Here is a 21,928-nt window from a genome sequence, read left to right on the forward strand (position 1 = left end):
TCGTGAACCGGGTCAGCCGAAGATGGCCGGCAGGGCTCCGGAGTGCACCTCGCGCAGATCGCCGACGGGAATCTCGAAGGCGTCCTCCACGACCAGAGACGTGCCGCCGGTGGTGCCCAGGCCGTAGCAGGGTACGTCGTGGCGGCCACAGAGCTCGGCCAGCGCATCGAAGGCCTCGGGCCTCACGCACACCAGCGCCCGCGCGGCCGTCTCGCTGAACAGGGCGACGAAGGCGTCCTCGACGGGCAGGCTCACCGAGGCGCCAACGCCCTGGGCGATGCACGACTCGGCCAGGGCGATCGCCAGGCCGCCGTCGGACAGGTCGTGGGATCCCTCGATCAGGCCCTCGGCCGCGGCGGCCACCAGCACCGACGCGAGGCCCCGCTCGGCGTCCAGGTTCGCCCGCGGCGGCAGGCCGCCGAGGTGGCCGTGGACGACGTGCGCCCACTCCGACCCGCCGAACTCCTCGTGCGTCTCGCCCAGCAGAGCCACCCGCAGGCCGGAGGCGGTGAAGCCCGACCTGACCCGCCGTGAGACGTCGTCGATCACGCCGAGCACGCCGACCACCGGCGTGGGGTGGATCGCGTCGGAGCCGGTCTGGTTGTAGAACGACACGTTGCCGCCGGTCACCGGCACCCCGAGGATCTGACACGCGTCCGCGAGGCCGCGGGTGGCCTCGGCGAACTGCCACATGACCTCGGGGTCCTCCGGCGAGCCGAAGTTGAGGCAGTTGGTCACCGCAAGGGGCTTGGCGCCCGTGACCGCCACGTTCCTGTAGGCCTCGGCCAGCGCCAGCTGGGCCCCGGCGTAGGGGTCCAGCTTGGCGTAACGGCCGTTGCCGTCGGTGGACAGCGCGATGCCCCGAGTGGTCTCCTCAGCCCCCGGCATGACCTCGGAGATCCGCAACATCCCGGCGTCGGCGGGCTGGGCCAGGACGGTGTTGCCCCGGACGTACCGGTCGTACTGGGAGGTCACCCACTCCTTGGAGGCCAGGTTGGGCGAGCCCAGCAGCGTCAGCAGCGTCTCACGCAGGTCGGAGGAGCGCGGCAGCCGCTCCGGGCCGTCGCCGTTGAGGGCGGCCTGGCCGGCGGGCTCGTGGAACGGGCGCTCGTAGACCGGGCCGTCGTCGGCCGCCGTGCCCGGCGGGATGTCGACGATCGTCTCGCCGTCCCAGGTCATGACGAGCCTGCCCGTGTCGGTGACCTCGCCGATGACGGTCGCCGGGACGTCCCACTTCTCGCAGATCCGCATGAAGGCGTCGATGTCACCGGGGGTGACGACGGCCATCATGCGCTCCTGCGACTCGCTCATAAGGATCTCCTCGGGCCGCAGCGACGGGTCGCGCAGCGGGACGAGGTTGAGGTCGACGTGCATGCCGCCCGTGCCCTTGGCGGCCAGCTCGGTCGTCGCGCAGGAGACGCCGGCCGCGCCGAGGTCCTGGATGCCGACCACCACGTCCGCCTGGTAGAGCTCCAGGCAGCACTCGATCAGCAGCTTCTCCATGAATGGGTCGCCGACCTGTACGGCCGGCCGCTTGGCCTGCGACTCGTCCTCGAACGTCGCCGAGGCCAGCACCGAGGCCCCGCCGATGCCGTCGGCGCCGGTCCGCGCACCGAAGAGCACGACCTTGTTGCCGGGCCCGGGGGCGGTGGCCAGCTTGATCTGGTCCTTGCGGAGCAGGCCGACGCACAGCGCGTTGACGAGCGGGTTGCCGATGTAGCAGGGGTCGAAGGCGACCTCGCCGCCGATGTTGGGCAGGCCCAGGCAGTTGCCGTAGTGGCTGATGCCGTCGACGACGCCGGGCAGCACACGCCGGGTGTCGGACTGCGTGGCGCCGCCGAAGCGCAGCGCGTCCATCACCGCGACCGGCCGGGCGCCCATGGACATGATGTCGCGCACGATGCCGCCGACGCCCGTGGCCGCACCCTGGTGGGGCTCGACGTACGACGGGTGGTTGTGCGACTCGATCTTGAAGGTCGCGGCCCAGCCGTCGCCGATGTCGACCACGCCGGCGTTCTCGCCCATGCCGACGAGCAGGGCCTCCGACTTGGGGGCCTTGGTCCCGAACTGGCGCAGGTGGACCTTGGAGGACTTGTAGGAGCAGTGCTCGCTCCACATGACCGAGTAGATCGCCAGCTCCGAGCTGGTCGGCCGCCGCCCGAGGATCTCGCGCACCCGCTGGTACTCGTCGTCCTTCATCCCCAGCTCGGTGTACGGCTGCCGCTCATCGGGAGTCTCGGCGGCCCGCTTGACGCTGTCGACGGTCATGCGTTCACCAGCTTCTTGAGGATGGAGGTGAAGAAGCCCCGCCCGTCGACGCTCGGGGCGCCGGTGAGCTCCTCGACCGCGTGTTCCGGGTGGGGCATGAGGCCGACGACGTTCCCGGCCTCGTTGGTGATGCCGGCGATCTCGTTGAGCGAGCCGTTGGGATTGCCGCCGAGGTAGCGGAAGACCACGCGGCCCTCGCCCTCCAGGGCTTCCAGGGTGTGGGCGTCGGCGACGAACCTGCCCTCCCCGTGCTTGACGGGCAGCACGATCTCCTGGCCGGCCTCGTATTCCGCGGTCCAGGCGGTGCCGGCGTTCTCGACGCGTACGCGCTGGTCACGGCAGACGTAGTGGAGCCCCTGGTTGCGGGTCAGCGCCCCGGGAAGCAGGTGGGCCTCGCAGAGGATCTGGAAGCCGTTGCACGTGCCGAGCACCGGCAGCCCGTCGCGGGCGGCGGGCACGAGCGCGTCCATGAGCGGGGCGAACCGGGAGATCGCGCCGCAGCGGAGGTAGTCGCCGTAGGAGAACCCGCCGGGGAGGAAGACCGCGTCCACTCCCTTGAGGTCGCGGTCCGCGTGCCACAGGGGCACCGCCTCCGCACCCGCCAGCCGTACGGCACGGGCGGCGTCCTGATCGTCGAGTGTTCCGGGGAAGGTGACGACGCCCACACGGGCAGCGCTCATGACAGTGTTCCCTCCAAGCCGTAACTGGGCACGGGCACGCGCGAGCCGCCGTCTCAAGACGAGACGGCGGTCAGTTGCGGTACACCTCAGATTATCGAAGGACCCAAATCGGCTGCTCGCCGGAGCAGCCGGCCGGTCAGACGCCGGCCAGCTGCCCCGCGAGGGTGAGGTGGTGGGCGATGGCGTCCTCGTCCCAGTCGAGCTCCTTGCGGAGGCGGACGGTGGTGCCACGGCCCGGAGTGATGTCGAAGGAGATCTCGTCGACGACGGCCCGCATGATCAGGATGCCGCGGCCATTCTCCACGTCGCCCGGAGGATACTGCTTGGGAATCGTGTCGAGGCCGTGCCCGCAGTCGACGACGCGCAGCTCACACCTGCCGCTGCCGATCGTGGCCATCACTTCGTAGCGGTTGGCCGGTCCTCCATGCCGCACGGCGTTGGTGCAGGCTTCCGAGGTCGCGAGCAGGATGTCCGAGACGCACTTCTCGGTGACGCCCAGTGATCTGAGGGCGTCACCCAGCACTCTGCGGACCATCGGAATGCCTATCGCGTCCCGCGGCATGGCGAGTGAGAACTCAATATCCACCGGACCCCTCCCCGGTGTCGAAGGTCACCAAGGTAGGCTTCCCCGGTGAATCAGGGCTAACCGCAAAATCACGTGCGTGTTATTTATGGTTGTACCAAGAACGGCTTTGCGTCCGGTAGATGTGCACTATAAAGAGGTTTGTCCTAATTTTCGTACTGTGAAATATCCCACTTCAGTCTTCGACGCGGACGGTGAAGTCCTCGATCACCGTGTTGGCGAGCAGTGTTTCGGCCATCTTCCGGACGTCCGAAATGGCCGCTTCGTCCGCTGGGCCGTCGAGTTCGACCTCGAATCGCTTGCCCTGCCGTACGTCGGCGACCCCGGAGAAGCCGAGGCGAGGCAGCGCCCTGGTGATCGCCTGGCCCTGCGGGTCGAGGATCTCCGGCTTGAGCATGACGTCGACGATGACGCGCGCCACGTTGTTCCTCCTGTAAGGGTGGGATCGCTTCGCGCCCAGCCTAGCGACAGGGCCGATGAGGCCGCCCGGGTGTCCGGCGACAGTGCGGTTAGTGGGAGTGTGGGCTTCGGCACCGCGGGAATCGGGGATGGTGTGGGCGCCGATGGCAGGTCTTGCGCAAGCGGGTATGACCTCTGCCACGATGTCCGCAGACGCGTGCGGCCTCCCACCCCAGCGGCCGTATGCCAGAAGATTCGGCCCGACCGCGGTGGCGACCCCGCCCAAGAACGGCCCACGACGCACAGGAGTGGCACGTGACAGCCGACGCCCCTCGTGGTGTTGACGCACCTCCGGAGCTCGTCCAACTGCTGACCCCCGAAGGGGAGCGAGTCGAGCACCCCGACTACGACATCGAGCTGACCACTGAAGAGGTCCGCTCTCTTTACCGGGACCTCGTCCTGGTCCGCCGCATCGACCTGGAGGCTGTCGCCCTCCAGCGGCAGGGAGAGCTCGGCCTGTGGGCGTCCCTGCTGGGACAGGAGGCCGCCCAGGTCGGTTCCGGGCGTGCGCTCACCGACGCCGACATGGCCTTCCCCACCTACCGGGAGCACGGCGTGGCCTGGTGCCGCGACGTCGACCCGGTCAAGCTGCTCGGACTGTTCCGGGGGGTGAACCACGGAGGGTGGGACCCCGCCGAGCACAACTTCCACCTCTACACGATCGTCATCGGCTCCCAGACGCTGCACGCCGTCGGGTACGCCATGGGGATCCAGCGCGACAGCGCCGAAGCGGCCACGATCGTCTACTTCGGCGACGGCGCCACCTCCCAGGGCGACGTCAACGAGTCGTTCATCTGGGCGTCGGTGTTCAACGCGCCAGTCGTGTTCTTCTGCCAGAACAACCAGTGGGCGATCTCCGAGCCCCTGGAGAAGCAGTCGAGGATCCCGCTCTACAAGAGGGCGTCCGGGTTCGGCTTCCCCGGCGTGCGCGTCGACGGCAACGACGTCTTCGCGTGCCTGGCCGTCACCCGCAAGGCCCTGCAGAACGCCCGCGAGGGTCAGGGGCCGACGCTGATCGAGGCCTTCACCTATCGCATGGGCGCGCACACGACCTCCGACGACCCCACCCGCTACCGGGTCGCCGACGAGCTCGAGGCGTGGAAGCTCAAGGACCCGATCGAGCGCCTGAAGGCGTACCTGTTCAAGAACCAGCTCGCCGACCAGGAGTTCTTCGACAAGGTCGAGGCTGAGGCGGACGCACTGGGCAGGGACATCAGGCGCAGGTGCCTGGAGTTGCCCAACCCCGGCCCCGAGGCGTTGTTCCAGCACGTCTACACGGCTCCCCACGCGCTGCTCGACGAGGAGCGCGAGCAGTTCTTCTCCTACCTGGCGGAGTTCGAACGATGACCACACTGACTCTCGCCAAGGCGATCAACGAGGGCCTGCGCCGCTCGATGGAGGACGACCCCAAGGTCCTCGTCATGGGTGAGGACGTCGGCAAGCTCGGCGGCGTGTTCCGGGTGACCGACGGCCTGCAGAAGGACTTCGGTGAAGACCGCGTGATCGACACGCCCCTCGCCGAGTCGGGGATCATCGGCACGGCCATCGGGCTGGCGCTGCGCGGATACCGGCCCGTCTGTGAGATCCAGTTCGACGGGTTCGTCTTCCCCTCCGCCAACCAGATCATCACCCAGCTCGCCAAGATGCCGTTGCGCTCGCTCGGGGCGCTCAGGCTGCCCGTCGTCGTGCGAATCCCGTGCGGCGGCGGCATCGGGGCGGTCGAGCACCACTCGGAGTCGCCCGAGGTGTACTTCACGCACACCGCCGGTCTGCGGGTCGTCGCGTGCTCCAACCCCGCCGACGCCTACACGATGATCCAGGACGCCATCCGCTCCGACGACCCGATCATCTTCTTCGAGCCCAAGCGCCGCTACTGGGACAAGGCCGAGGTCGACCTCGCCGCGGCCGGCATGCCCATCGACCGCGCCCGGGTCGTACGGCCCGGCTCCTCCGCCACGCTCCTCGCGTACGGGCCGATGGTGAAGACCTGCCTGGAGGCCGCGAACGCGGCCGAGGAGGACGGGCGCGACCTCGAGGTCATCGACCTGCGCTCGCTCAACCCGCTCGACATGGACGTGATCACCGAGTCGGTCCAGCGGACCGGCCGCTGCGTCGTCGTGCACGAGGCGCCGGTGTTCACCGGCTTCGGAGCGGAGCTGGCCGCGCGGATCAGCGAGAAGTGCTTCTACCACCTCGAGTCCCCGGTGCTGCGGGTCGGCGGGTTCTCCACGCCCTACCCGCCCTCGCGCCTGGAGGAGCACTACCTCCCTGACCTCGACAAGGTGCTCGACGCCGTCGACCGCTCGTTCGCCTACTGAGAGGGAGGGATCCTCATGCTTCGTGAGTTCAAGCTCCCCGACGTCGGCGAGGGCCTGCTCGAGGCCGAGATCGTCAAGTGGCATGTGGCCGCGGGCGACCCCGTCAAGATCAACCAGACGATCGTCGAAATCGAGACGGCCAAGGCCGTGGTCGAGCTGCCCTGCCCGTTCGAGGGCACCGTGTCCGCCCTGATGGTCGACGAGGGCCAGACGGTCGACGTTGGCACCCCCATCATCGCCGTGCAGACCGACGAGCCCGAAGCCGAGTCCCGTGTGGATGACATGGTGCCGAGGCCGCCGGCCGAGGGCGCGGTCGAGCCGGGTGTGCACGGCAGCCCGGCGCCCAAGCAGGAGCGCCAGCCGGTGCTCGTCGGCTACGGCGTCATGACCAGTTCGACCAAGCGGCGGGCGAGGAAGGCCGCTGAAGCGCCCACGGCGGCTGCCCCCGCTGCCACCCCGCCCGCCCCCACCCCGCCTGCCCCTGCCCCGGCCGCGCCGGCGGCCGGGCGTCCGGGTGTGCTGGCCAAGCCGCCGGTGCGCAAGCTGGCCCGGGACCTCGGCGTGGATCTGGCGGCCCTCACGGGAACCGGGCCCAAGGGCTCGATCACCCGCGAGGACGTCCAGGCCGCCGTCGCCGCGCCCGCCCCGGCGATCCGGCCGGCGGCGCCCGGCCGTGAGGAGCGCATTGCGGTCAAGGGGGTCAGGAGGGCCACCGCTCAGGCCATGGTCGCGAGCGCGTTCTCCGCTCCGCACGTGACCGAGTGGCTCCAGGTGGACGTGACCGAGACGATGGAGGCGGTGCGGCGGCTCCGGCAGCTGCCCGACTTCGCCGACGTGAAGGTCTCTCCGCTGCTGCTGGTCGCCAAGGCGCTGCTGACCGCCGTACGGCGCTACCCGATGGCCAACTCGACGTGGACCGACGACGAGATCATCGTCAAGCACTACGTCAACCTCGGCATCGCGGCGGCCACCGACCGCGGGCTGATCGTGCCGAACATCAAGGACGCACAGGCCCTCTCGCTGCCCGAGCTGGCCCAGGCCCTCGCGGGCTTGACCGAGCGGGCCCGCGCGGGGAAGGCCACGCCGTCCGAGCTGACCGGCGGGACGATCACGATCACCAACGTGGGCGTGTTCGGAGTGGACGCGGGCACGCCGATCCTGAACCCGGGCGAGGCCGCGATCCTGGCCGTCGGCCAGATCAGGGACATGCCCTGGGTGGTCGACGGGCAGCTCGCGGTCCGCAAGGTCACCACGCTGGCGTTGTCGTTCGACCACCGCCTGATCGACGGCGAGGTCGGCTCCTACGTGCTGCGGGATGTGGGCGCCATGCTGGAGGACCCACTGCGGATGCTCGCCTGGGGCTAAGACGCCGGGCTGAAGACGACGCGGCATCGAGCCGTACGGAAGATCGAGACGGGAGGCGGCGGGCCGGTGGGCGATCACCGGCCGCCGCTTCCTGCCGTTCGGGCGGGCTGTGAGAAGGTGGCGGCAAGGCCACAACGCAAGGGGAGACCATGTTCCGGCACGTCGTCATGTTCACCTGGACCGCAGACGCCACCGAGGAGCAGAAGGCCGAAGTGTCCAAGCGCCTGAGCGAGCTGCCCGGAGTCATCCCCGAGCTGAAGTCCTACCAGATCGGACCGGACGCGGGCATCAACGAGGGCAACTTCGACTTCGCGGTGGTCGCCGACTTCGACTCGCAGGACGACTACCTCGTCTACCGGGACCACCCGGTGCACCGCGCCGTCGTCGCCGAGTCCATCGCCCCGATCGCGGCGACCAGGGCGGCGGTCCAGTACGCCGTCTAGGCGTCCGGCTTGTTCTCGTGCTCCATGAGGTGGGTGTCGGAGGTCTGGCCGCGCCGGGAGGCGAAGACGATGCTCAGCAGCAGGCCGACCCCTCCGACGATCATGAAGATGACGCCGATCACATCGATGTGCACGGTGTCACCCAGCACGTCAGGCGCGATGGCGAACTTCAGGATCGCCCCGAGTGTGATGAAGAAGATGCTGACCCCGATGCCCATCGCGTGACCTCCGAGGACCCTGGTTGGGGCAAGGTAAACGGCCCGTGCGCAATCGGTAATACCCGGTCGTGGGCGATCACATTACTGGAAAGCCCCACGGATCTCCGGGCGCACGGGCCGTCGCCTCAGAAGGCCTCTTCGGGGAGCTCCATGAGGTCGTCGCCGGTCGCGGCGAGCACGCGGCGCTCGGCGGCCAGCCGCGGCAGCACGGTCTGGGCGAAGAACGTGGCGGCGGCCACCTTGCCCTCGTAGAAGGCACGGTCGGCGTCCGAACCGCCCATCGCCGCGAGCGCGACCTGGGCCTGCCGCAGGAGCAGCCAGCCGAGCACCAGGTCGCCCAGCGCCATCAGGAAGCGGGTGGTGTTGAGGCCGACCTTGTAGACCTCCCGCGGCGTCTCCAGCGACGAGATGGCCCAGCCGGCCATGGTGTCGGCCATCGCCTTGACCTCGTCGGCGGCCTCGTCGAGCAGGGCGCGCTCCACCTTCAGGCGGCCGTTGCCCGCATCCGAGCCGGCGAACGCCTTGACGTCGCCGAGCAGCGTGGTCAGGGCGGACCCCTGGTTGCGCAGGATCTTCCTGAAGAACAGGTCGAGCCCCTGGATCGCGGTGGTGCCCTCGTACAGCGAGTCGATCTTCGAGTCGCGGATGTACTGCTCGATCGGGTAGTCCTGCAGGAAGCCCGAGCCACCCAGCGTCTGGAGCGACCGGGCGAGCAGTTCGTACGACCTCTCGGAGCCGACGCCCTTGATGAGGGGGAGCAGGAGGTCGTTCATGGCCTCGGCGGCGGCGTCCTTACGGCCCTCGGCCTCGGCGATCTGGATGGTGTCCTGGAAGGTCGCCGTATAGAGGACCAGCGCCCGCATGGCCTCGGCGTACGACTTCTGCAGCATGAGCTCGCGGCGCACGTCAGGGTGGTGGGTGATGGCGACCCGCGGGGCGTTCTTGTCGGCCGAGCGGATGAGGTCGGCGCCCTGGACGCGGTTGCGCGCGTAGTCGAGGGCGTTGAGGTAGCCGGTGGACAGGGTGGCGATGGCCTTCGTGCCGACCATCATCCGGGCGTTTTCGATGATCATGAACATCTGCTTGATGCCCTCGTGCACGCCGCCCACAAGGTAGCCGACGGCCGGGTGCCGCTCGCCGAGGGTGAGCTCGCAGGTCGTGGAGACCTTCAGGCCCATCTTCTTCTCGACGTTGGTGACGTAGACCCCGTTGCGCTCGCCCAGCTCGCCGGTCTCGAGGTCGACGAGATATTTGGGCACGAGGAACATCGACAGGCCCTTGGTGCCCGCGCCGGCGCCCTCGGGACGGGCGAGCACGAGGTGGAAGATGTTCTCGGCCATGTCGTGCTCGGCGCTGGTGATGAAGCGCTTGACGCCCTCGATGTGCCAGGTGCCGTCGGGCTGCTCGACCGCCTTCGTACGGCCGGCCCCGACGTCGGAGCCGGCGTCGGGCTCGGTGAGGACCATGGTGGCCCCCCAGTTGCGGTCGACGGCCAGCTGGGCGAACCGCTTCTGGTCGGCGGTGCCCAGTCGGTACAGCTGGTGGCAGAAGGCCGGGCCGCAGCCGAACATCCACACGGCCGGGTTCGCTCCGAGCACCAGCTCGGCCATGGCCCACACCAGGCTGCGGGGCGCGACGGTGCCGCCGAGCTCGGGCTGCAGCTCCAGGCGCCACCATTCGGCGTCGACCCAGGCCTGGTAGGACTTCTTGAAGCTTTCCGGCATGGTCACGGTGCCGGTCGCGGGGTCGAAGACCGGCGGGTGGCGGTCGGCGTCCTCGAACGAGTCGGCGAGGGGGCCGGTGGCGAGGCGGTTGACCTCGTCGAGCACGCTGCGCGCGGTGTCCTCGTCGACGTCGGCGAATGGTCCGGTGCCGAGGATCTCCTTGCGGCCGAAGACCTCGAAGAGGTTGAACTCCAGGTCGCGGAGATTGCTCTTGTAGTGACCCATGTGTGCGACTCCTAGGACCAGACCCGGGGATTACATACTGGCCAGTAACTCTATCTGAATGCTACCCGCCAGTAACCACCTACATGCATCTTTTACGCGACACTTCCGGCACCTCAGAGCGCTGATCCCTGGCGTAGCGTTGCGGGATGGATGTCGACGACCTGGCGAAGCGATGGCGGGACGACCTGGAAGCATGGGCGATCCCCGAGGAGATCGTGGCGGCGGCCCCGGCGAACCCCTGGACGCACCAGGTCGAGCGCTTTGTCCGCAGAACCGGAGCGCTCCTCGCGGAACCGAAGGGACCCACCTTCGAGCGCGCCCGTGAGGCGCTGCCGCCCGGCGGGTCCGTGCTCGACGTCGGCGCGGGCACGGGAGCGGCCGGTCTGCCGCTTCGCCCTGCTCTGCTCGTGGCCGTCGACGAGAACCCGGCGATGCTCGCCGAGCTGACCCGCCAGGCCGGGGGGCTGCGCCTGGAGACCATTCAGGGGCGGTGGCCCGACGTCGCGGACCGCACGCCGGTGGCCGACGTCGTCGTGTGTGCGCACGTGGTGTTCAACGTGCCCGATCTGGCCGATTTCCTGGCCGCGCTCGACCGGCACGCCCGGAGCCGGGTGGTCGTCGAGTTGCCCGCTTTCCACCCGACGAGCTGGCTGAACCCGCTCTGGGAGAGATTCCACGGCCTGCGCCGGCCGTCCACGCCGACGGCGAACGACGCCGTCGCGATCGCGGAGGCGCTGGGGTTCGCCGTCGTCAGGGAGGAGTATCTGTCGCCGGACGCGCCGTTCGCCTCGCCCGAGGAGATGGCGGCCAGCGCGTGCCGCAGGCTCTGTCTGGACCCCGCCAGGGCGCCCGAGGTGATCGAGGCCGCTCACGAGCTCGGGGTCTGGCCTGCGCCGCGTCGCTCCTTCATGACGATGTGGTGGGACACGTCCGGCTGAGTCTCGACGCGGAAACGAAGACGCGGCACCTCTCGCCGTCGAAGAGATGCCGCGTCCGGACCGTGGGGGCGAACGTCATGCTCATGGCCGGATGGCGGACCTCGCACGGCTGCGCATCGCGAGAGCGAGCACCCCGGTGATCAGGAAGACGAACACGCCGCCCCAGAAGGCGTCCCACGCGCCGCCGAAGAGGCCCTCGCCGTCGACGATCAGCTGTATGGGGTACATGAGCACGGCGGCTCCGAGGCCGGGGTAGAGGGCGAACCGCCACGGGTGCCGCAGCGACCATACGCGGGCCTGCCGGGTCACGTGGTCGCCCCGCTGCGGCTGGGAGATCGACCCGATGCTCGCCACCAGGGTGAACATCGTGATCCCCACGCAGAGGGCCCAGCTGAGGTCGGGCGATCCCGGGAGGATCCAGCCCATGACGAGGCTGGTCGCCGCCACCGCGCCGCCGGAGATGGCGGCGCCCGCCCACGGCGCGCCCCGCAGAGCGGCGGCGGCCAGCGACATCTCGTCGCGTCTGGTGAGTTCCTTCATGCTTACATGCTGTGTTTTCACCGGTTTTCCGGCATCGGGGAAGTCCCTGACCGCCCCCTGAAGCACCCCCGTTAAACTCTCCGGAATGCCCCTTTCCTTCCGTACGGCCACGCGCGACGACGTTCCGGCGATCGTGTCGTTGCTGGTGGACGACCCGATCTCGGCCAGCCGTGACGCCAGGCCGGGCCTCGACTACGAGGCCGCCTTCGAGGCGATCGACGCGGACCCCCGCAACGAGCTGATCGTCGTGGAGTCCGACGGTGAGATCGTCGGGACCATGCAGATGACCTTCATCCCCGGCCTGTCGCGCAGAGGCGGCGAACGGGCTCAGGTCGAGGGCGTCAGGGTGTCCTCGAAGCACCGGAACCAGGGGATCGGCGGGCAGATGATGAAGTGGGCCGAGCGGCGGGCACGCGAACGCGGCTGCGCCCTGGTCCAGCTCACCTCGGACAAGGCACGCGTCGACGCGCACCGGTTCTACCTCTCGCTCGGCTACGAGGCCTCGCACGAGGGATTCAAGCTCCTGCTGAGCTGATCGATCATCCAGCGGCACCAGTCGGCGCGGTGCCGCTCGTACGTGAGGCCGCAACGAAGCGCGGCCATGTTCCCGAATCTGGGTGAGCCGAAGGCGGGCATGTCCTGTTCGACGTCCGCCCACGTCGCTTCGTACTCGGCCAGCCGTTCCTCGTGGTGGCGCAGCGCCGTACGGAACATCTCGCTCAGCGCGACGGGGTCGGCCAGCCAGGCGGCGTAGGTCTTGAGAACCAGTTCGTCGCGCTCCGGCTGGGGACGCGGCGGCTCGGTCACCCACGCCCGCAGCGCGTCGAGCCCCTCGCCGGTGATCGAGTAGATCTTCTTCTCCTGGGGGCCCGGCCCCGGAGCCGTGGTGTAGCCGACGAGCCCGGCGGCGAGCAGGCGCCTCAGATCGGTGTGGATCTGACTGTGGCTGGCTGTCCAGAAGCGGCTGACCGGGTGGCGCATCCGGCTCGCGATCTCATAACCGGTGCTGTCGGCCTGCGCGAGCACGGCGAGGATCGCGAATCCGAGGGTGGGGATCGTGGAGCTCATGGTGGTCCCAGCGTATTGACTCCTCCGTCGATCACCTTCACTATGTCAGTTCTTACATAGCTGAGGAGTCGTGGATGCCGGGGCAACGCGCCATGATCGCCGCTCTGCTGCTGCTGACCGCCTGCGGGGGCACGGTCAGCGGCACGACGGCCCGTTCCCCCGGCACCCCGGCTGCGGCCGTCACGGCGTCGCCCAGTCCAAGCCCCAGTCCGAGTCTCACGGGACCGAACGCCGGGGGCTGCTACACCGAGGCCGACGGGCGCATCTTCAGCTACGAGGACGGCGGCGACCATGTGGGCGTGATCATGGGGGAGGGCGCCGCCGGAGTCGTCGTCTCCTACGAGCGGGGCGGCAGCGTCTGCACCTGGCGACCCCTCGCCGATCGGCTCAAGGCCGGCGGTTACCGGGTCCTGCTCTACGAGCGCAGCCCCGCCGCGGACATCGAGCGCCTGGTCGTGCGGATGAGCGACCGGCTCAAGAAGGACGGCGCGACCCGGGTCTTCCTGATCGGCGGCTCGGTCGGCGGCTCCAGGTCGATCGACGCCGCTGCCCGGATGGACAAACCTCCGGCGGGCGTGGTCAACCTCGCCGGATTTGCGACGGCCGACGCCGTGCAGCCGCTCCGTTCCCCGCTGCTGATGATCACAGCGGAGAACGACCCCGGGCCGTCCCCGGCCGGCTACCAGGAGGCCGACCGGGCGGCCGTCAACTCACCCGATCACTCGGTGATCATCGCCAAGGGGGAGAACGCGCACGCCTCGATGCTGTTCGAGACCGCACAGGGGCCGATGGTGCTCGATGCGATCATGGCGTTCCTGGCGAGACACCATGCCTGATCACGCGGGCGTGATGTCCACCAGGTTGTCGTGGTAGACCGCACCGCGGCCCATGTCGGAGTTTCTGGCGTCCACGGTCGCGTTCGGGTTCGAGCCGCCGGGGCTCAGCTTGGGCCAGTGCCCCTTGGGTGCGGCGATCACTCCCGGCCTGACACGGTCGGTGATCTCCACCTGGGCGGTGAATTCGCCGTTGTGGTTGAACACCCGCGCCGGCTGCCCGTCGACGAGCCCGCGAGGCGCGGCGTCGGCCGCGTTGACCATGACCCTGGGGCCCTTGGACCGGCGCAGCAACTCCGGGTTGTTGCCGAAGGTCGTGTTCAGGAACGTGTGCGACGCCGGTGTGATCATCGTGAGCGGATACGCGCGGTCGGAGGGCGCCGTACGTGCCGTGAAGGAGGGGACGTAGGTCGCCACGCGGGGCAGCCCGTCCCTCTCGGCCTGGTCGGACGCGAACTCCAGCCGGCCGGACGGCGTCGGGAAGCCGTCGGTGAACGGCACGAAGGGCTCGGCGACGTCGAGCCTCGCCCAGCCCTGCTTGCGCAGCCGTTCCAGCGTGATGTGCGGAGTGCCGGTGAGCAGTTCCTCGGCGATCTCCAAGTCGGAGGCGTGAAGCGACGGCTCCGTCAGCCCCATGTGGCGGGCCAGTCGCCGGAAGGTCTCCGTCGTCGACAGCGCCTCACCCGGCGCCTCGACCGCGGGCTCGTTCCACACCAGATACATGTGCCCGTAGCCGTGGTGCAGGTCCATGTGCTCGGTCTGCATGGTCGCGGGCAACACGATGTCGGCGTAGTCGACGGTGTCGGTCGGGAACTGCTCCATGACGACCGTGAACAGGTCGTCGCGCAGCATCGCGGTCCGGATGCGGTTCTGGTCCGAGGTCGACCCGAGGGGATTGGCGGCGTAGACCCACAGGCATTTGACCGACTTGTCCAGCTCGTCGGCCAGCCGGGTCATCGTCAGCGTGCGTACGGGCGCCGGGAGGAGTTCCCAGTGCGGGTCGACGTTCAGCGGCACGTGGGCCGAGGTCGAATAGGCGACGCCGCCGCCCGGGTGGCGCCAGTCGCCCGTCACGCCGGGGATGCAGGCGATGAGCCGCAGCGCGGCCCCGCCGCCTTCGTGGCGCTGCAGGCCCATGGTGGCGCGGATGCCGGTCGGCCGGGTGTGCGCGAGCCGTACGCCGACCGCCCGGATGTCCTCTTCGGCGATTCCGGTGATCTCGGCCGCCCGAGCCGCGGGATATTTCAGGATTTCGGCTTTGAACTCGGCCCAGCCGCTGGTGTGCTCCTCCAGATAGGCGGTGTCCTCGGCGCCCTCCTCCAGGACGACGTTGAGCAGTCCCAGGGCGAGCGCGCCGTCGGTGCCCGGCCTGATGGGGAGATAGGTGTCGGCCTGGTCGGCGGTCCTGGTCCTGATCGGGTCGATGGCGACCACGTGCGCGCCGTTCGCCTTGGCGTCCTGGATGAACTTCCACAGGTGGTGCCCGGAGGTCAGGGTGTTGGTGCCCCACAGCAGGATCAGCTTCGACTGGGCGAACGTCTCGGGGTCCATGCCCGCCGGCGTGCCGTTCGTGAGGCGCAGACCGTCGTTGCCCGCCACCGAGCAGATGTCGAGATCGTGCCGCGAGGCGCCGAGGGCGTTCCAGAACCGGCGGCCGGCGAACCCGCTCTCACCCTGGATGAACCCCAGCGTGCCGGTTCCCTGGTACGGCCAGATGGCCTCGCCGCCGTGCTCCCTGACGATCTCGTCGAGCCGGTCGGCGATGACGGAGAGGGCCTCGTCCCAGGAGATGCGCTCGAATCGCCCGGATCCCTTGGGGCCCACGCGGCGCAGGGGGTGCAGGATGCGGTCGTCGGCCTTGGTGTACTCGAGGTAACGGTTGACCTTCACGCACAGGGCGCCGCGCGTGTACGGATGCTCGCGGTTGCCCCGGAGGCTGACGGCCTGGCCGTCCCGCACGGTGACTTCCCATGAACACGTGTCGGGACAATCGAGCGGACATGCCCCTAGAACCCGCAACTCCATGCCCGCAACCTTACGTTCCCGCATTCATTCCAGATCGGACAGGTGGGTGATGTTGGCCGTGTCCTCGTCTGCCGTGCTCGGCTTCCCCGCGAACCACGCGTCGAGGATCTCCACCAGGGTCTGGTCCGACGTGAGACGCAGGCTGAGGGCCAGGACGTTGGCGTCGTTCCACCTGCGGGCGCCCTCTGCCGTGGCGGCGTCGACACAGAGCGCCGCCCGGACCCCAGCGATCTTGTTGGCGGCGATCGACGCGCCCGTTCCGGTCCAGCAGCACACGATTGCTTGGTCGGAATGCCCGGATGTGACGTTTTTCGCAGCGGCGGAACTACACCACGCCCAATCGGCACGGCCACCGGGGGCCAGTGCTCCATAGAGTGTCACTGAATGGCCGCGCCGCTCTACCTCGGCCACCAGGCGGGACGCCACCCCGTCGAGACTGTCCGAGGCCAGAGAGATATGCATGTCGTCAATTGTGGACACCGAGTGCGAAGATCGCACAGAATCGCTGGTGGTGAGAGGTATCAAGGAGCAGGACGCGACGCTGGACACCCCGCAGCAGGGAGTTGTCCTCGTCGTCGAACCATTGCTCCCGCAGCGTATCCGGCGGCCGTCCGACGCCTTGCGTTTCCTGCTGACCCTGCTGGCCCTCGCCGCCGTGGTGCTGATGGCCCTCGCCCTCCAGCGCACGCTCAACGGTCTGGAGACCGACGTGCAGGCCGGGACGGGCCGGGCCCCCGCCTTCCTGTCGGCCGTCTCCGGGCTGCTCGGCGGCGTGTCGGTCCTGGTCGTTCCCGTCGCGTTCGCCGTGGAGCGGGTCTTCCACCGCGACGGCATGCGCGTCGCCCAAGGGCTGGTCGCCGCGATCCTCGCCCTGCTCATCTCGTACGCGATCGACGAGTGGCTCGTTGAGGCCGGCCCGGCCGAGCTCGTGCAACTCCTCACGGGCGGAAGGGACGTCGAACCGCTCAACACGGTGCTCACCCCGGCGATCGCCTACGCGACGGCCGTGCGGATGACGCGCCGCCCGCAGTGGCGGGCGCTCATGTGGACGGCGATCGCCCTCGACGTGTTCGCGTTGTTCACCTCATCCAAGGTCACCGCGCTCGGCGTGATCCTCACCTACCTCGTGGGCCTGGCCGTCGGCTTCGGCACCCTGTACGGCATCGGCAGCGCGAACACCAGGCCGCCGGGAAGCGCCGTCCTCGCGGCTCTCCGGCGACTCGGGTTCTCGCCGGTCAGCGCACGGCGGGTCGAGGACGACAGTTCGGGCAGCCGCCGCTATCTCGTCGGGCTCGCCGATCAGCGGCGGCTCGACATCACCGTGCTCGACCGGGACCGCCAGGTCGCCGGGATCGTCTACCGTCTGTGGCGCCGGCTGCGGCTCAACACCGAGACCAGGCGGCGTGCCATCCGGTCGTTGCGGGCCGAACTGGAGCGCGAAGCCCTGATGGCCTACGCCGCCCAGGCGGCGGGGGCGAGCCTGCCGCGCCTGCTCGGCACGAGCGAGGTGGGCACCGAGGCGGCGATGCTGGCCTACGAGCACATCGACAGCCGGCCCGTGGAGGAGCTCGCCGACGCCGACTTCGACGACGAGCTGCTGGCCCAGCTGTGGGAGCAGGTGCGCCTCCTCCATGCGCACCGGCTGGCCCACCGCCACCTGACCGGCGAGAGCATCCACGTCGACGCGAACGGCCAGATCATCCTGGTCGACGCCCGCAGCGGCGAGATCGCGGCGGGCGATCTCCTGCTCCGCATGGACGTCGCCCAGCTCCTCGCCTATCTCGCCACCCGGGTGGGATCTGAGCGCTCGGTGAAGTCGGCCGCCGCGGTGCTGGGCGCCGACTCCCTCGCCGGCGCGCTGCCGCTGCTCCAGCGGATCGCGCTCAGCCGCGACACCCGCACCGCCGCCCGCAAGGACAAGGACCTCCTGCCCGCCATCCGCGAGCACATCGTCGCGCTGAAGCCGCAGGCCGCGGTGGAGGAGGTCCGCCTCGAGCGCTTCCGCCCCCGCACCCTCGTCACGATCATCGCCAGCGCCCTGGCGGCCTACTTCCTGCTCTCGCAGCTCAGCAGGATCAACCTGGTATCGGTCGTGACCACCGCCAACTGGGCCTGGAGCGGGGTGGGCCTGGTCACCGCCGCCGCGAGCTACCTGGCTGCCGCGATCATGCTGAGGGGCTTCGTGCCCGAGCCGCTGCCGCTGGGCCGTACCGTGCTGGCGCAGTTCGCCGGCTCGTTCGTGAAGCTGGTCGCCCCCGCGGCGGTGGGCGGGGTGGCGATCAACACGCGTTACCTGCAAAAACGCGGCATCCCGCCGGGCGCTGCCGTGGCGAGTGTGGGGGCCTCGCAGCTCGTCGGCCTCGCCTCGCACATCTCGCTTCTGTTGTTGTTCGGATACGTCACCGGCACCCAGGCCGCGCCTTCGCTCACCCCGTCCCGCGGGCTGCTGGTCGCGCTGCTGAGCGTCGCCGTACTCTTCGTGATCATCCTCGCGGTACGGCCCATCCGGCGGATGCTGACCACCCGCATCCGCGCGATGTTCTCCGGGGTGATCCCCAGGCTGCTCGACGTGATCCAGTCGCCCCGAAAGATCCTCGAAGGCGTGAGCGGCACGCTTCTGCTGACCCTCGCCTTCGTGGCGTGCCTCGTGGCCTGCGTACGGGCCTTCGGCGGCGACCTCAGCTTCACCACGGTCGCGATCGTGTTCCTGGCCGGCAACGCGATCGGCTCGGCCGCCCCCACACCGGGCGGGCTGGGGGCGGTCGAGGCGTCGTTGTCGCTGGGCCTCACCGTGGCGGGCCTACCGGGAACGGTCGCCACGTCGGCGGTTCTGCTCTTCCGCCTGCTGACCTTCTGGCTGCCCGTGCTTCCCGGCTGGGCCTCCTTCACCTACCTGCAGCGTCACGACGCCCTTTGACGGGCGCCGTCACGTCTATTCGGCAGGTCTATTCGGCGCTGGAGGCCGCCCAGATGTTGATGCCGGACTCGACGGCGTCCTTGTCGATCGCGTCGAGCTCCTCCGGAGCGAAGTCGAGCCGGTTGACCGCGTCGAGGTTGTCGTCGAGCTGCCTGACGCTGCTCGCGCCGATCAGCACGGTCGTCACCCGCTTGTCGCGCAACGCCCACGACAAAGCCATCTGCGCGAGCGACTGGCCGCGCGACTTGGCCAGCTCGTTGAGCGCGCGGACGTGCCGCAGCGCCTCGTCGGTGAGCAGGCGCGGGTTGAGCGACTTGCCCTGGGCGGCCCGGGAGTCGCCGGGGATGCCGTCGAGATAGCGGTCGGTCAGCATGCCCTGCGCCAGCGGCGAGAACGCGATGCACCCAGCGCCCACCTCTTCGAGCACGTCGAGCAGGCCGTTCTCGATCCAGCGGTTGAGCATGGAGTAGGACGGCTGGTGGATGAGCAGCGGCGTCCCGAGATCACGCAGGATGCGGGCGGCCTCCCGCGTCTTCTCCGGAGAGTAGGACGAGATGCCGGCATAGAGGGCCTTGCCGGAGCGCACCGCGTGGGCGAGCGCCCCCATGGTCTCCTCCAGCGGGGTCTCCGGGTCGAACCGGTGGCTGTAGAAGATGTCCACGTAGTCCAGGCCCATGCGCTTCAGCGACTGGTCGAGGCTGGACAGCAGATACTTCCTCGACCCCCATTCGCCGTACGGCCCGGGCCACATGTCATATCCGGCCTTGGTCGAGATGATCAGCTCATCCCGGTATTTCGCGAAATCCTGCTGGTAGATGTGCCCGAAGTTGATCTCAGCGGAGCCGTACGGCGGGCCGTAGTTGTTGGCCAGGTCGAAGTGGGTCACCCCACGGTCGAACGCCCTGCGCAGGATCGCCCGCTGTGTCTCGATCGGCTTGTCGTCGCCGAAGTTGTGCCACAGGCCGAGCGAGATGGCGGGCAGCTTCAGCCCGCTCCTGCCGGTCCGGTTGTACGGCATGGGGCCATATCTGCCATCAGCCGCAACATAGGTCATTTGGTAACTCCAACTCGGTCGAGAATCCAGGAGAGCGCGAACGCCTCCTCGCGCCACGCGTCATAACGGCCGCTGCGACCGCCGTGCCCAGCGCCCATCTCGGTCTTCAACAGGAAGGGCCCGCCCTTGGCGGAGTCCCGCAGCCTGGCGATCCACTTGGCAGGCTCGTGGTAGAGCACGCGGGTGTCGTTGAGGCTGGTGATCGCGATGATCGGCGGGTACGGCCGGCTGTCCACGTTCTCGTACGGGGAGTACGACTTCATGTACGCGTACACCTCGGAGTCGTGCAGCGGGTCGCCCCATTCGTCCCACTCGACGACCGTGAGCGGCAGCGACGGATCGAGGATCGTGTTGAGCGCGTCGACGAAGGGCACCTCGGCGATGACCCCGGCGAACTCCTCCGGGGCGAGGTTGGCCACGGCGCCCATGAGAAGGCCGCCGGCCGAGCCGCCGCGGGCAACGATCTCGCTGGACCACCCGGCGGCCTTGAGGTGCCGGGCGCAGGCGACGAAGTCGGTGAAGGTGTTCTTCTTCCGGGTCAGCTTGCCGTCCTCGTACCAGCGGCGACCCATTTCGCCGCCGCCCCGCACGTGCGCGACCGCGAAGACGAACCCCCGGTCCAGCAGGGACAGCCGGGCCACCGAGAAGTACGGGTCGATCGAGCTCTCGTAGCTGCCGTAGCCGTACAGGAGCGTGGGGGCCGGGCGCTTCACGCCCTTCCGCACGACGACGGAGATCGGCACCTTGGTGCCGTCGTCGGCGGTCGCCCACTCACGGAACTGCTCGTAGTCGGCCGGGTCGTAGCCGCCGAGGACCGCCTTGCGCTTTAGCAGGATCAGCTCGTGGGTCCGCAGGTCGTAGTCGTAGACGGACGACGGCGTGATCATCGAGGTGTACCCGAGCCTGAGCCTGCTCGTCTCGAACTCCGCGTTGCCGCCCGGGGCCGCGTCGTAGATCGGCTCAGGGAAGGAGATCTCGTACGGCTCGGCCCCGTCGGGCAGGATCCGGATGCCGGCGAGGCCGTCGCGCCGGAAGTGCACGACGATGTGGTCCTTGAACGCGTCGACGTCGAGCAGTCGCGTGTCGTCCCGGTGCCCGATCAGGGGCGTCCAGGCGGCCGGGTCGCCGATCGGCGCGGTGGCCAGCTCGAAATTCACCGCATCGCGGTTGTGGAGGATGAGGAAACGATCCCCCGCGTGGTCGAGGGAGTATTCGATACCGGTCTCCCGAGGCCGGATGACGGCGAACTCCCCGGTGGGGTCGTCGGCGTCGAGGACGCGGACCTCAGTGGTGATCTTGCTGCCGGAGCTGATGACCAGGTAGCGCTGGCTCCTCGTCAGGCCGACCCCGACCCAGAACCGCTCGTCGTCCTCCTGATAGACGATCACCTCGTCGTCGGAGCCGAGGGTGTGACGGTGGACCCGGTACGGACGCCACGCCTCGTCGATCGTCGAGTAGAAGAACGTGGACCCGTCGGCCGACCAGGCGCCGCCGTAGAAGACGCCGGGAATCTCGTCGGGGAGCAGTTCGCCCGTCTCGAGGTCCTTGAACCTCAGCGTGAACCGCTCGTCGCCGGTGAAGTCGGTGGAGTAGGCCAGCTTCGTGCCGTCCGGGCTGACCGCACTCGTCCCGACAGAGAAGAAGGAACTGTCGCCTGCCAGCTCGTTGCCGTCGAGCAGGATCTGCTCTCCGGGGAGGGGCTCGCCCGGGGTCAGCGCCGGCGGGTCGTCGCCGTCGGCCGCGACCCGGCACTGGATGCCGTATTGCTTGCCCTCTTCGGTGCGCGAGTAGTACCACCACGCGCCCTTACGGCTCGGCACCGACAGGTCGGTCTCGAGCGTGCGGCTCTTGATCTCCTGGAAGACCGTCTCCTGGAGATCTTTGAGATGGCCCGTCATCTCCTGGGTGTAGGCGTTCTCCGCCTCCAGATGGGAGATGGTGTCGGGATCGTCCTTGCTGAACAGCCAGGCGTATTCGTCCACGACGGTGTCACCGTGGTGCGTGCGCTCGACCGGGACCTTCTTCGCCACAGGCGGCATGTCACTCACCCGCGCAAGTCTATGTTCGCCCCGCTCTTGGTACGGCTCAGTCGGCGGCGCCCTATGGGGTCTCGGTGGCTGCCGGGAGACGGGGGAACAAATAATCGAAGGCTGGCGCCACGACTTTTCGGGTCAAGGCATCCTGTGAGGCTGCTAATCTTGTGGTGTCGACGCGGTTCGGCGCTTCCCCTTCTGATCATCTCGGTGGTTGTGTTGTGGGGTGCCCTGGTC

General features: G+C 69.1%; 20 protein-coding genes. 8 read left to right on the plus strand and 12 right to left on the minus strand.

All coding sequences use genetic code 11. From position 1 onward, the window contains the following. Positions 1–12: 12 nt before the first annotated feature. From purL to purS, 4 genes are all read right to left on the minus strand, one after another. Positions 13–2,268: a phosphoribosylformylglycinamidine synthase subunit PurL gene (purL, locus tag Pth03_RS35385; protein WP_203948840.1), complete on the minus strand. Its 2,256-nt coding sequence runs from the start codon at positions 2,266–2,268 to the stop codon at positions 13–15. Next, positions 2,265–2,948, minus strand: coding sequence for a phosphoribosylformylglycinamidine synthase subunit PurQ (gene purQ, locus Pth03_RS35390; RefSeq protein ID WP_203948841.1), 684 nt, complete (start codon positions 2,946–2,948; stop codon positions 2,265–2,267). The genes purL and purQ overlap by 4 nt, the downstream gene beginning before the upstream one ends. Positions 2,949–3,084: 136 nt before the next feature. Beyond that, positions 3,085–3,534, minus strand: a complete 450-nt coding sequence (locus tag Pth03_RS35395) for an ATP-binding protein (RefSeq protein ID WP_239119607.1) — start codon at positions 3,532–3,534, stop codon at positions 3,085–3,087. Between the two features lie 172 nt (positions 3,535–3,706). After that, positions 3,707–3,952 carry a phosphoribosylformylglycinamidine synthase subunit PurS gene (gene purS / locus Pth03_RS35400; RefSeq protein WP_203948842.1) on the minus strand — a complete coding sequence of 82 codons (246 nt, stop codon included), beginning with the start codon at positions 3,950–3,952 and terminating at the stop codon, positions 3,707–3,709. A gap of 293 nt (positions 3,953–4,245) precedes the next feature. Between purS and pdhA the strand changes: the two genes are divergently transcribed. From pdhA to Pth03_RS35420, 4 genes are all read left to right on the plus strand, one after another. Then, positions 4,246–5,337, plus strand: a complete 1,092-nt coding sequence (pdhA, locus tag Pth03_RS35405; RefSeq protein ID WP_239119608.1) for a pyruvate dehydrogenase (acetyl-transferring) E1 component subunit alpha — start codon at positions 4,246–4,248, stop codon at positions 5,335–5,337. Beyond that, positions 5,334–6,308, plus strand: coding sequence for an alpha-ketoacid dehydrogenase subunit beta (locus Pth03_RS35410; protein ID WP_203948844.1), 975 nt, complete (start codon positions 5,334–5,336; stop codon positions 6,306–6,308). The genes pdhA and Pth03_RS35410 overlap by 4 nt, the downstream gene beginning before the upstream one ends. 15 nt (positions 6,309–6,323) lie before the next feature. Next, on the plus strand, positions 6,324–7,673 hold the full coding sequence (locus tag Pth03_RS35415) for a dihydrolipoamide acetyltransferase family protein (protein WP_203948845.1): 1,350 nt from the start codon (positions 6,324–6,326) through the stop codon (positions 7,671–7,673). A 149-nt stretch (positions 7,674–7,822) separates the two neighbouring features. Continuing rightward, positions 7,823–8,116, plus strand: a complete 294-nt coding sequence (locus Pth03_RS35420) for a Dabb family protein (RefSeq protein WP_203948846.1) — start codon at positions 7,823–7,825, stop codon at positions 8,114–8,116. On the opposite strand, the gene Pth03_RS35425 is transcribed toward Pth03_RS35420, so the two are convergent. Together Pth03_RS35425 and Pth03_RS35430 are read right to left on the minus strand one after the other, a co-directional pair. After that, a complete protein-coding gene (locus tag Pth03_RS35425) occupies positions 8,113–8,334 on the minus strand; it encodes a hypothetical protein (RefSeq protein WP_203948847.1) in 222 nt (73 codons plus the stop codon). The genes Pth03_RS35420 and Pth03_RS35425 overlap by 4 nt on opposite strands. A 125-nt stretch (positions 8,335–8,459) precedes the next feature. Then, the gene (locus Pth03_RS35430) at positions 8,460–10,283 is read right to left on the minus strand and encodes an acyl-CoA dehydrogenase (protein ID WP_203948848.1); all 1,824 of its coding nucleotides are present in this window, start codon (positions 10,281–10,283) and stop codon (positions 8,460–8,462) included. Positions 10,284–10,429: 146 nt separating this feature from the next. Between Pth03_RS35430 and Pth03_RS35435 the strand changes: the two genes are divergently transcribed. After that, on the plus strand, positions 10,430–11,221 hold the full coding sequence (locus tag Pth03_RS35435) for a class I SAM-dependent methyltransferase (RefSeq protein ID WP_239119609.1): 792 nt from the start codon (positions 10,430–10,432) through the stop codon (positions 11,219–11,221). A gap of 81 nt (positions 11,222–11,302) precedes the next feature. Here Pth03_RS35435 and Pth03_RS35440 read toward each other — a convergent pair whose 3' ends face one another. Further along, positions 11,303–11,761: a hypothetical protein gene (locus Pth03_RS35440; protein WP_203948849.1), complete on the minus strand. Its 459-nt coding sequence runs from the start codon at positions 11,759–11,761 to the stop codon at positions 11,303–11,305. Positions 11,762–11,846: 85 nt separating this feature from the next. On the opposite strand from Pth03_RS35440, the gene Pth03_RS35445 reads away from it, so the two are divergent. After that, positions 11,847–12,296, plus strand: coding sequence for a GNAT family N-acetyltransferase (locus Pth03_RS35445; RefSeq protein ID WP_203948850.1), 450 nt, complete (start codon positions 11,847–11,849; stop codon positions 12,294–12,296). Here Pth03_RS35445 and Pth03_RS35450 read toward each other — a convergent pair. Further along, positions 12,254–12,829, minus strand: a complete 576-nt coding sequence (locus tag Pth03_RS35450) for a PadR family transcriptional regulator (protein ID WP_203948851.1) — start codon at positions 12,827–12,829, stop codon at positions 12,254–12,256. The two genes, Pth03_RS35445 and Pth03_RS35450, sit on opposite strands and share 43 nt — an antisense overlap. Before the next feature lie 74 nt (positions 12,830–12,903). On the opposite strand from Pth03_RS35450, the gene Pth03_RS35455 reads away from it, so the two are divergent. Further along, positions 12,904–13,665: an alpha/beta hydrolase gene (locus Pth03_RS35455; RefSeq protein ID WP_203948852.1), complete on the plus strand. Its 762-nt coding sequence runs from the start codon at positions 12,904–12,906 to the stop codon at positions 13,663–13,665. Here the strand turns inward: Pth03_RS35455 and Pth03_RS35460 are convergent, their stop codons facing one another. Next, positions 13,666–15,711 (minus strand): molybdopterin-containing oxidoreductase family protein, encoded by a 2,046-nt coding sequence (locus tag Pth03_RS35460; RefSeq protein WP_308442408.1) that lies wholly within the window; start codon positions 15,709–15,711, stop codon positions 13,666–13,668. Next, positions 15,712–16,149 carry an RpiB/LacA/LacB family sugar-phosphate isomerase gene (locus Pth03_RS35465; protein ID WP_239119610.1) on the minus strand — a complete coding sequence of 146 codons (438 nt, stop codon included), beginning with the start codon at positions 16,147–16,149 and terminating at the stop codon, positions 15,712–15,714. 49 nt (positions 16,150–16,198) lie between these two features. On the opposite strand from Pth03_RS35465, the gene Pth03_RS35470 reads away from it, so the two are divergent. After that, on the plus strand, positions 16,199–18,604 hold the full coding sequence (locus Pth03_RS35470; RefSeq protein WP_239119611.1) for a lysylphosphatidylglycerol synthase transmembrane domain-containing protein: 2,406 nt from the start codon (positions 16,199–16,201) through the stop codon (positions 18,602–18,604). A 28-nt stretch (positions 18,605–18,632) separates the two neighbouring features. On the opposite strand, the gene mgrA is transcribed toward Pth03_RS35470, so the two are convergent. Continuing rightward, complete coding sequence (gene mgrA, locus Pth03_RS35475) at positions 18,633–19,658, minus strand: L-glyceraldehyde 3-phosphate reductase (protein ID WP_203948855.1); 1,026 nt, start codon at positions 19,656–19,658, stop codon at positions 18,633–18,635. Continuing rightward, the gene (locus Pth03_RS35480; protein WP_203948862.1) at positions 19,655–21,697 is read right to left on the minus strand and encodes a S9 family peptidase; all 2,043 of its coding nucleotides are present in this window, start codon (positions 21,695–21,697) and stop codon (positions 19,655–19,657) included. The genes mgrA and Pth03_RS35480 overlap by 4 nt, the downstream gene beginning before the upstream one ends. Positions 21,698–21,928 lie beyond the last annotated feature (231 nt).

It is taken from the genome of Planotetraspora thailandica (assembly GCF_016863335.1).
Taxonomy (GTDB): domain Bacteria; phylum Actinomycetota; class Actinomycetes; order Streptosporangiales; family Streptosporangiaceae; genus Planotetraspora; species Planotetraspora thailandica.

Coding starts and splice junctions, on each gene's coding strand:
- purL (WP_203948840.1), bottom strand. CDS start 2,268: ATGACCGTCGACAGCGTCAAGCGGGCCGCCGAGACTCCCGATGAGCGG.
- Pth03_RS35455 (WP_203948852.1), top strand. CDS start 12,904: ATGCCGGGGCAACGCGCCATGATCGCCGCTCTGCTGCTGCTGACCGCC.
- Pth03_RS35445 (WP_203948850.1), top strand. CDS start 11,847: ATGCCCCTTTCCTTCCGTACGGCCACGCGCGACGACGTTCCGGCGATC.
- Pth03_RS35430 (WP_203948848.1), bottom strand. CDS start 10,283: ATGGGTCACTACAAGAGCAATCTCCGCGACCTGGAGTTCAACCTCTTC.
- Pth03_RS35465 (WP_239119610.1), bottom strand. CDS start 16,149: ATGCATATCTCTCTGGCCTCGGACAGTCTCGACGGGGTGGCGTCCCGC.
- Pth03_RS35435 (WP_239119609.1), top strand. CDS start 10,430: ATGGATGTCGACGACCTGGCGAAGCGATGGCGGGACGACCTGGAAGCA.
- purQ (WP_203948841.1), bottom strand. CDS start 2,948: ATGAGCGCTGCCCGTGTGGGCGTCGTCACCTTCCCCGGAACACTCGAC.
- Pth03_RS35425 (WP_203948847.1), bottom strand. CDS start 8,334: ATGGGCATCGGGGTCAGCATCTTCTTCATCACACTCGGGGCGATCCTG.
- Pth03_RS35460 (WP_308442408.1), bottom strand. CDS start 15,711: ATGCGGGAACGTAAGGTTGCGGGCATGGAGTTGCGGGTTCTAGGGGCA.
- Pth03_RS35415 (WP_203948845.1), top strand. CDS start 6,324: ATGCTTCGTGAGTTCAAGCTCCCCGACGTCGGCGAGGGCCTGCTCGAG.
- Pth03_RS35480 (WP_203948862.1), bottom strand. CDS start 21,697: ATGCCGCCTGTGGCGAAGAAGGTCCCGGTCGAGCGCACGCACCACGGT.
- Pth03_RS35440 (WP_203948849.1), bottom strand. CDS start 11,761: ATGAAGGAACTCACCAGACGCGACGAGATGTCGCTGGCCGCCGCCGCT.
- Pth03_RS35410 (WP_203948844.1), top strand. CDS start 5,334: ATGACCACACTGACTCTCGCCAAGGCGATCAACGAGGGCCTGCGCCGC.
- mgrA (WP_203948855.1), bottom strand. CDS start 19,658: ATGACCTATGTTGCGGCTGATGGCAGATATGGCCCCATGCCGTACAAC.
- Pth03_RS35450 (WP_203948851.1), bottom strand. CDS start 12,829: ATGAGCTCCACGATCCCCACCCTCGGATTCGCGATCCTCGCCGTGCTC.
- Pth03_RS35420 (WP_203948846.1), top strand. CDS start 7,823: ATGTTCCGGCACGTCGTCATGTTCACCTGGACCGCAGACGCCACCGAG.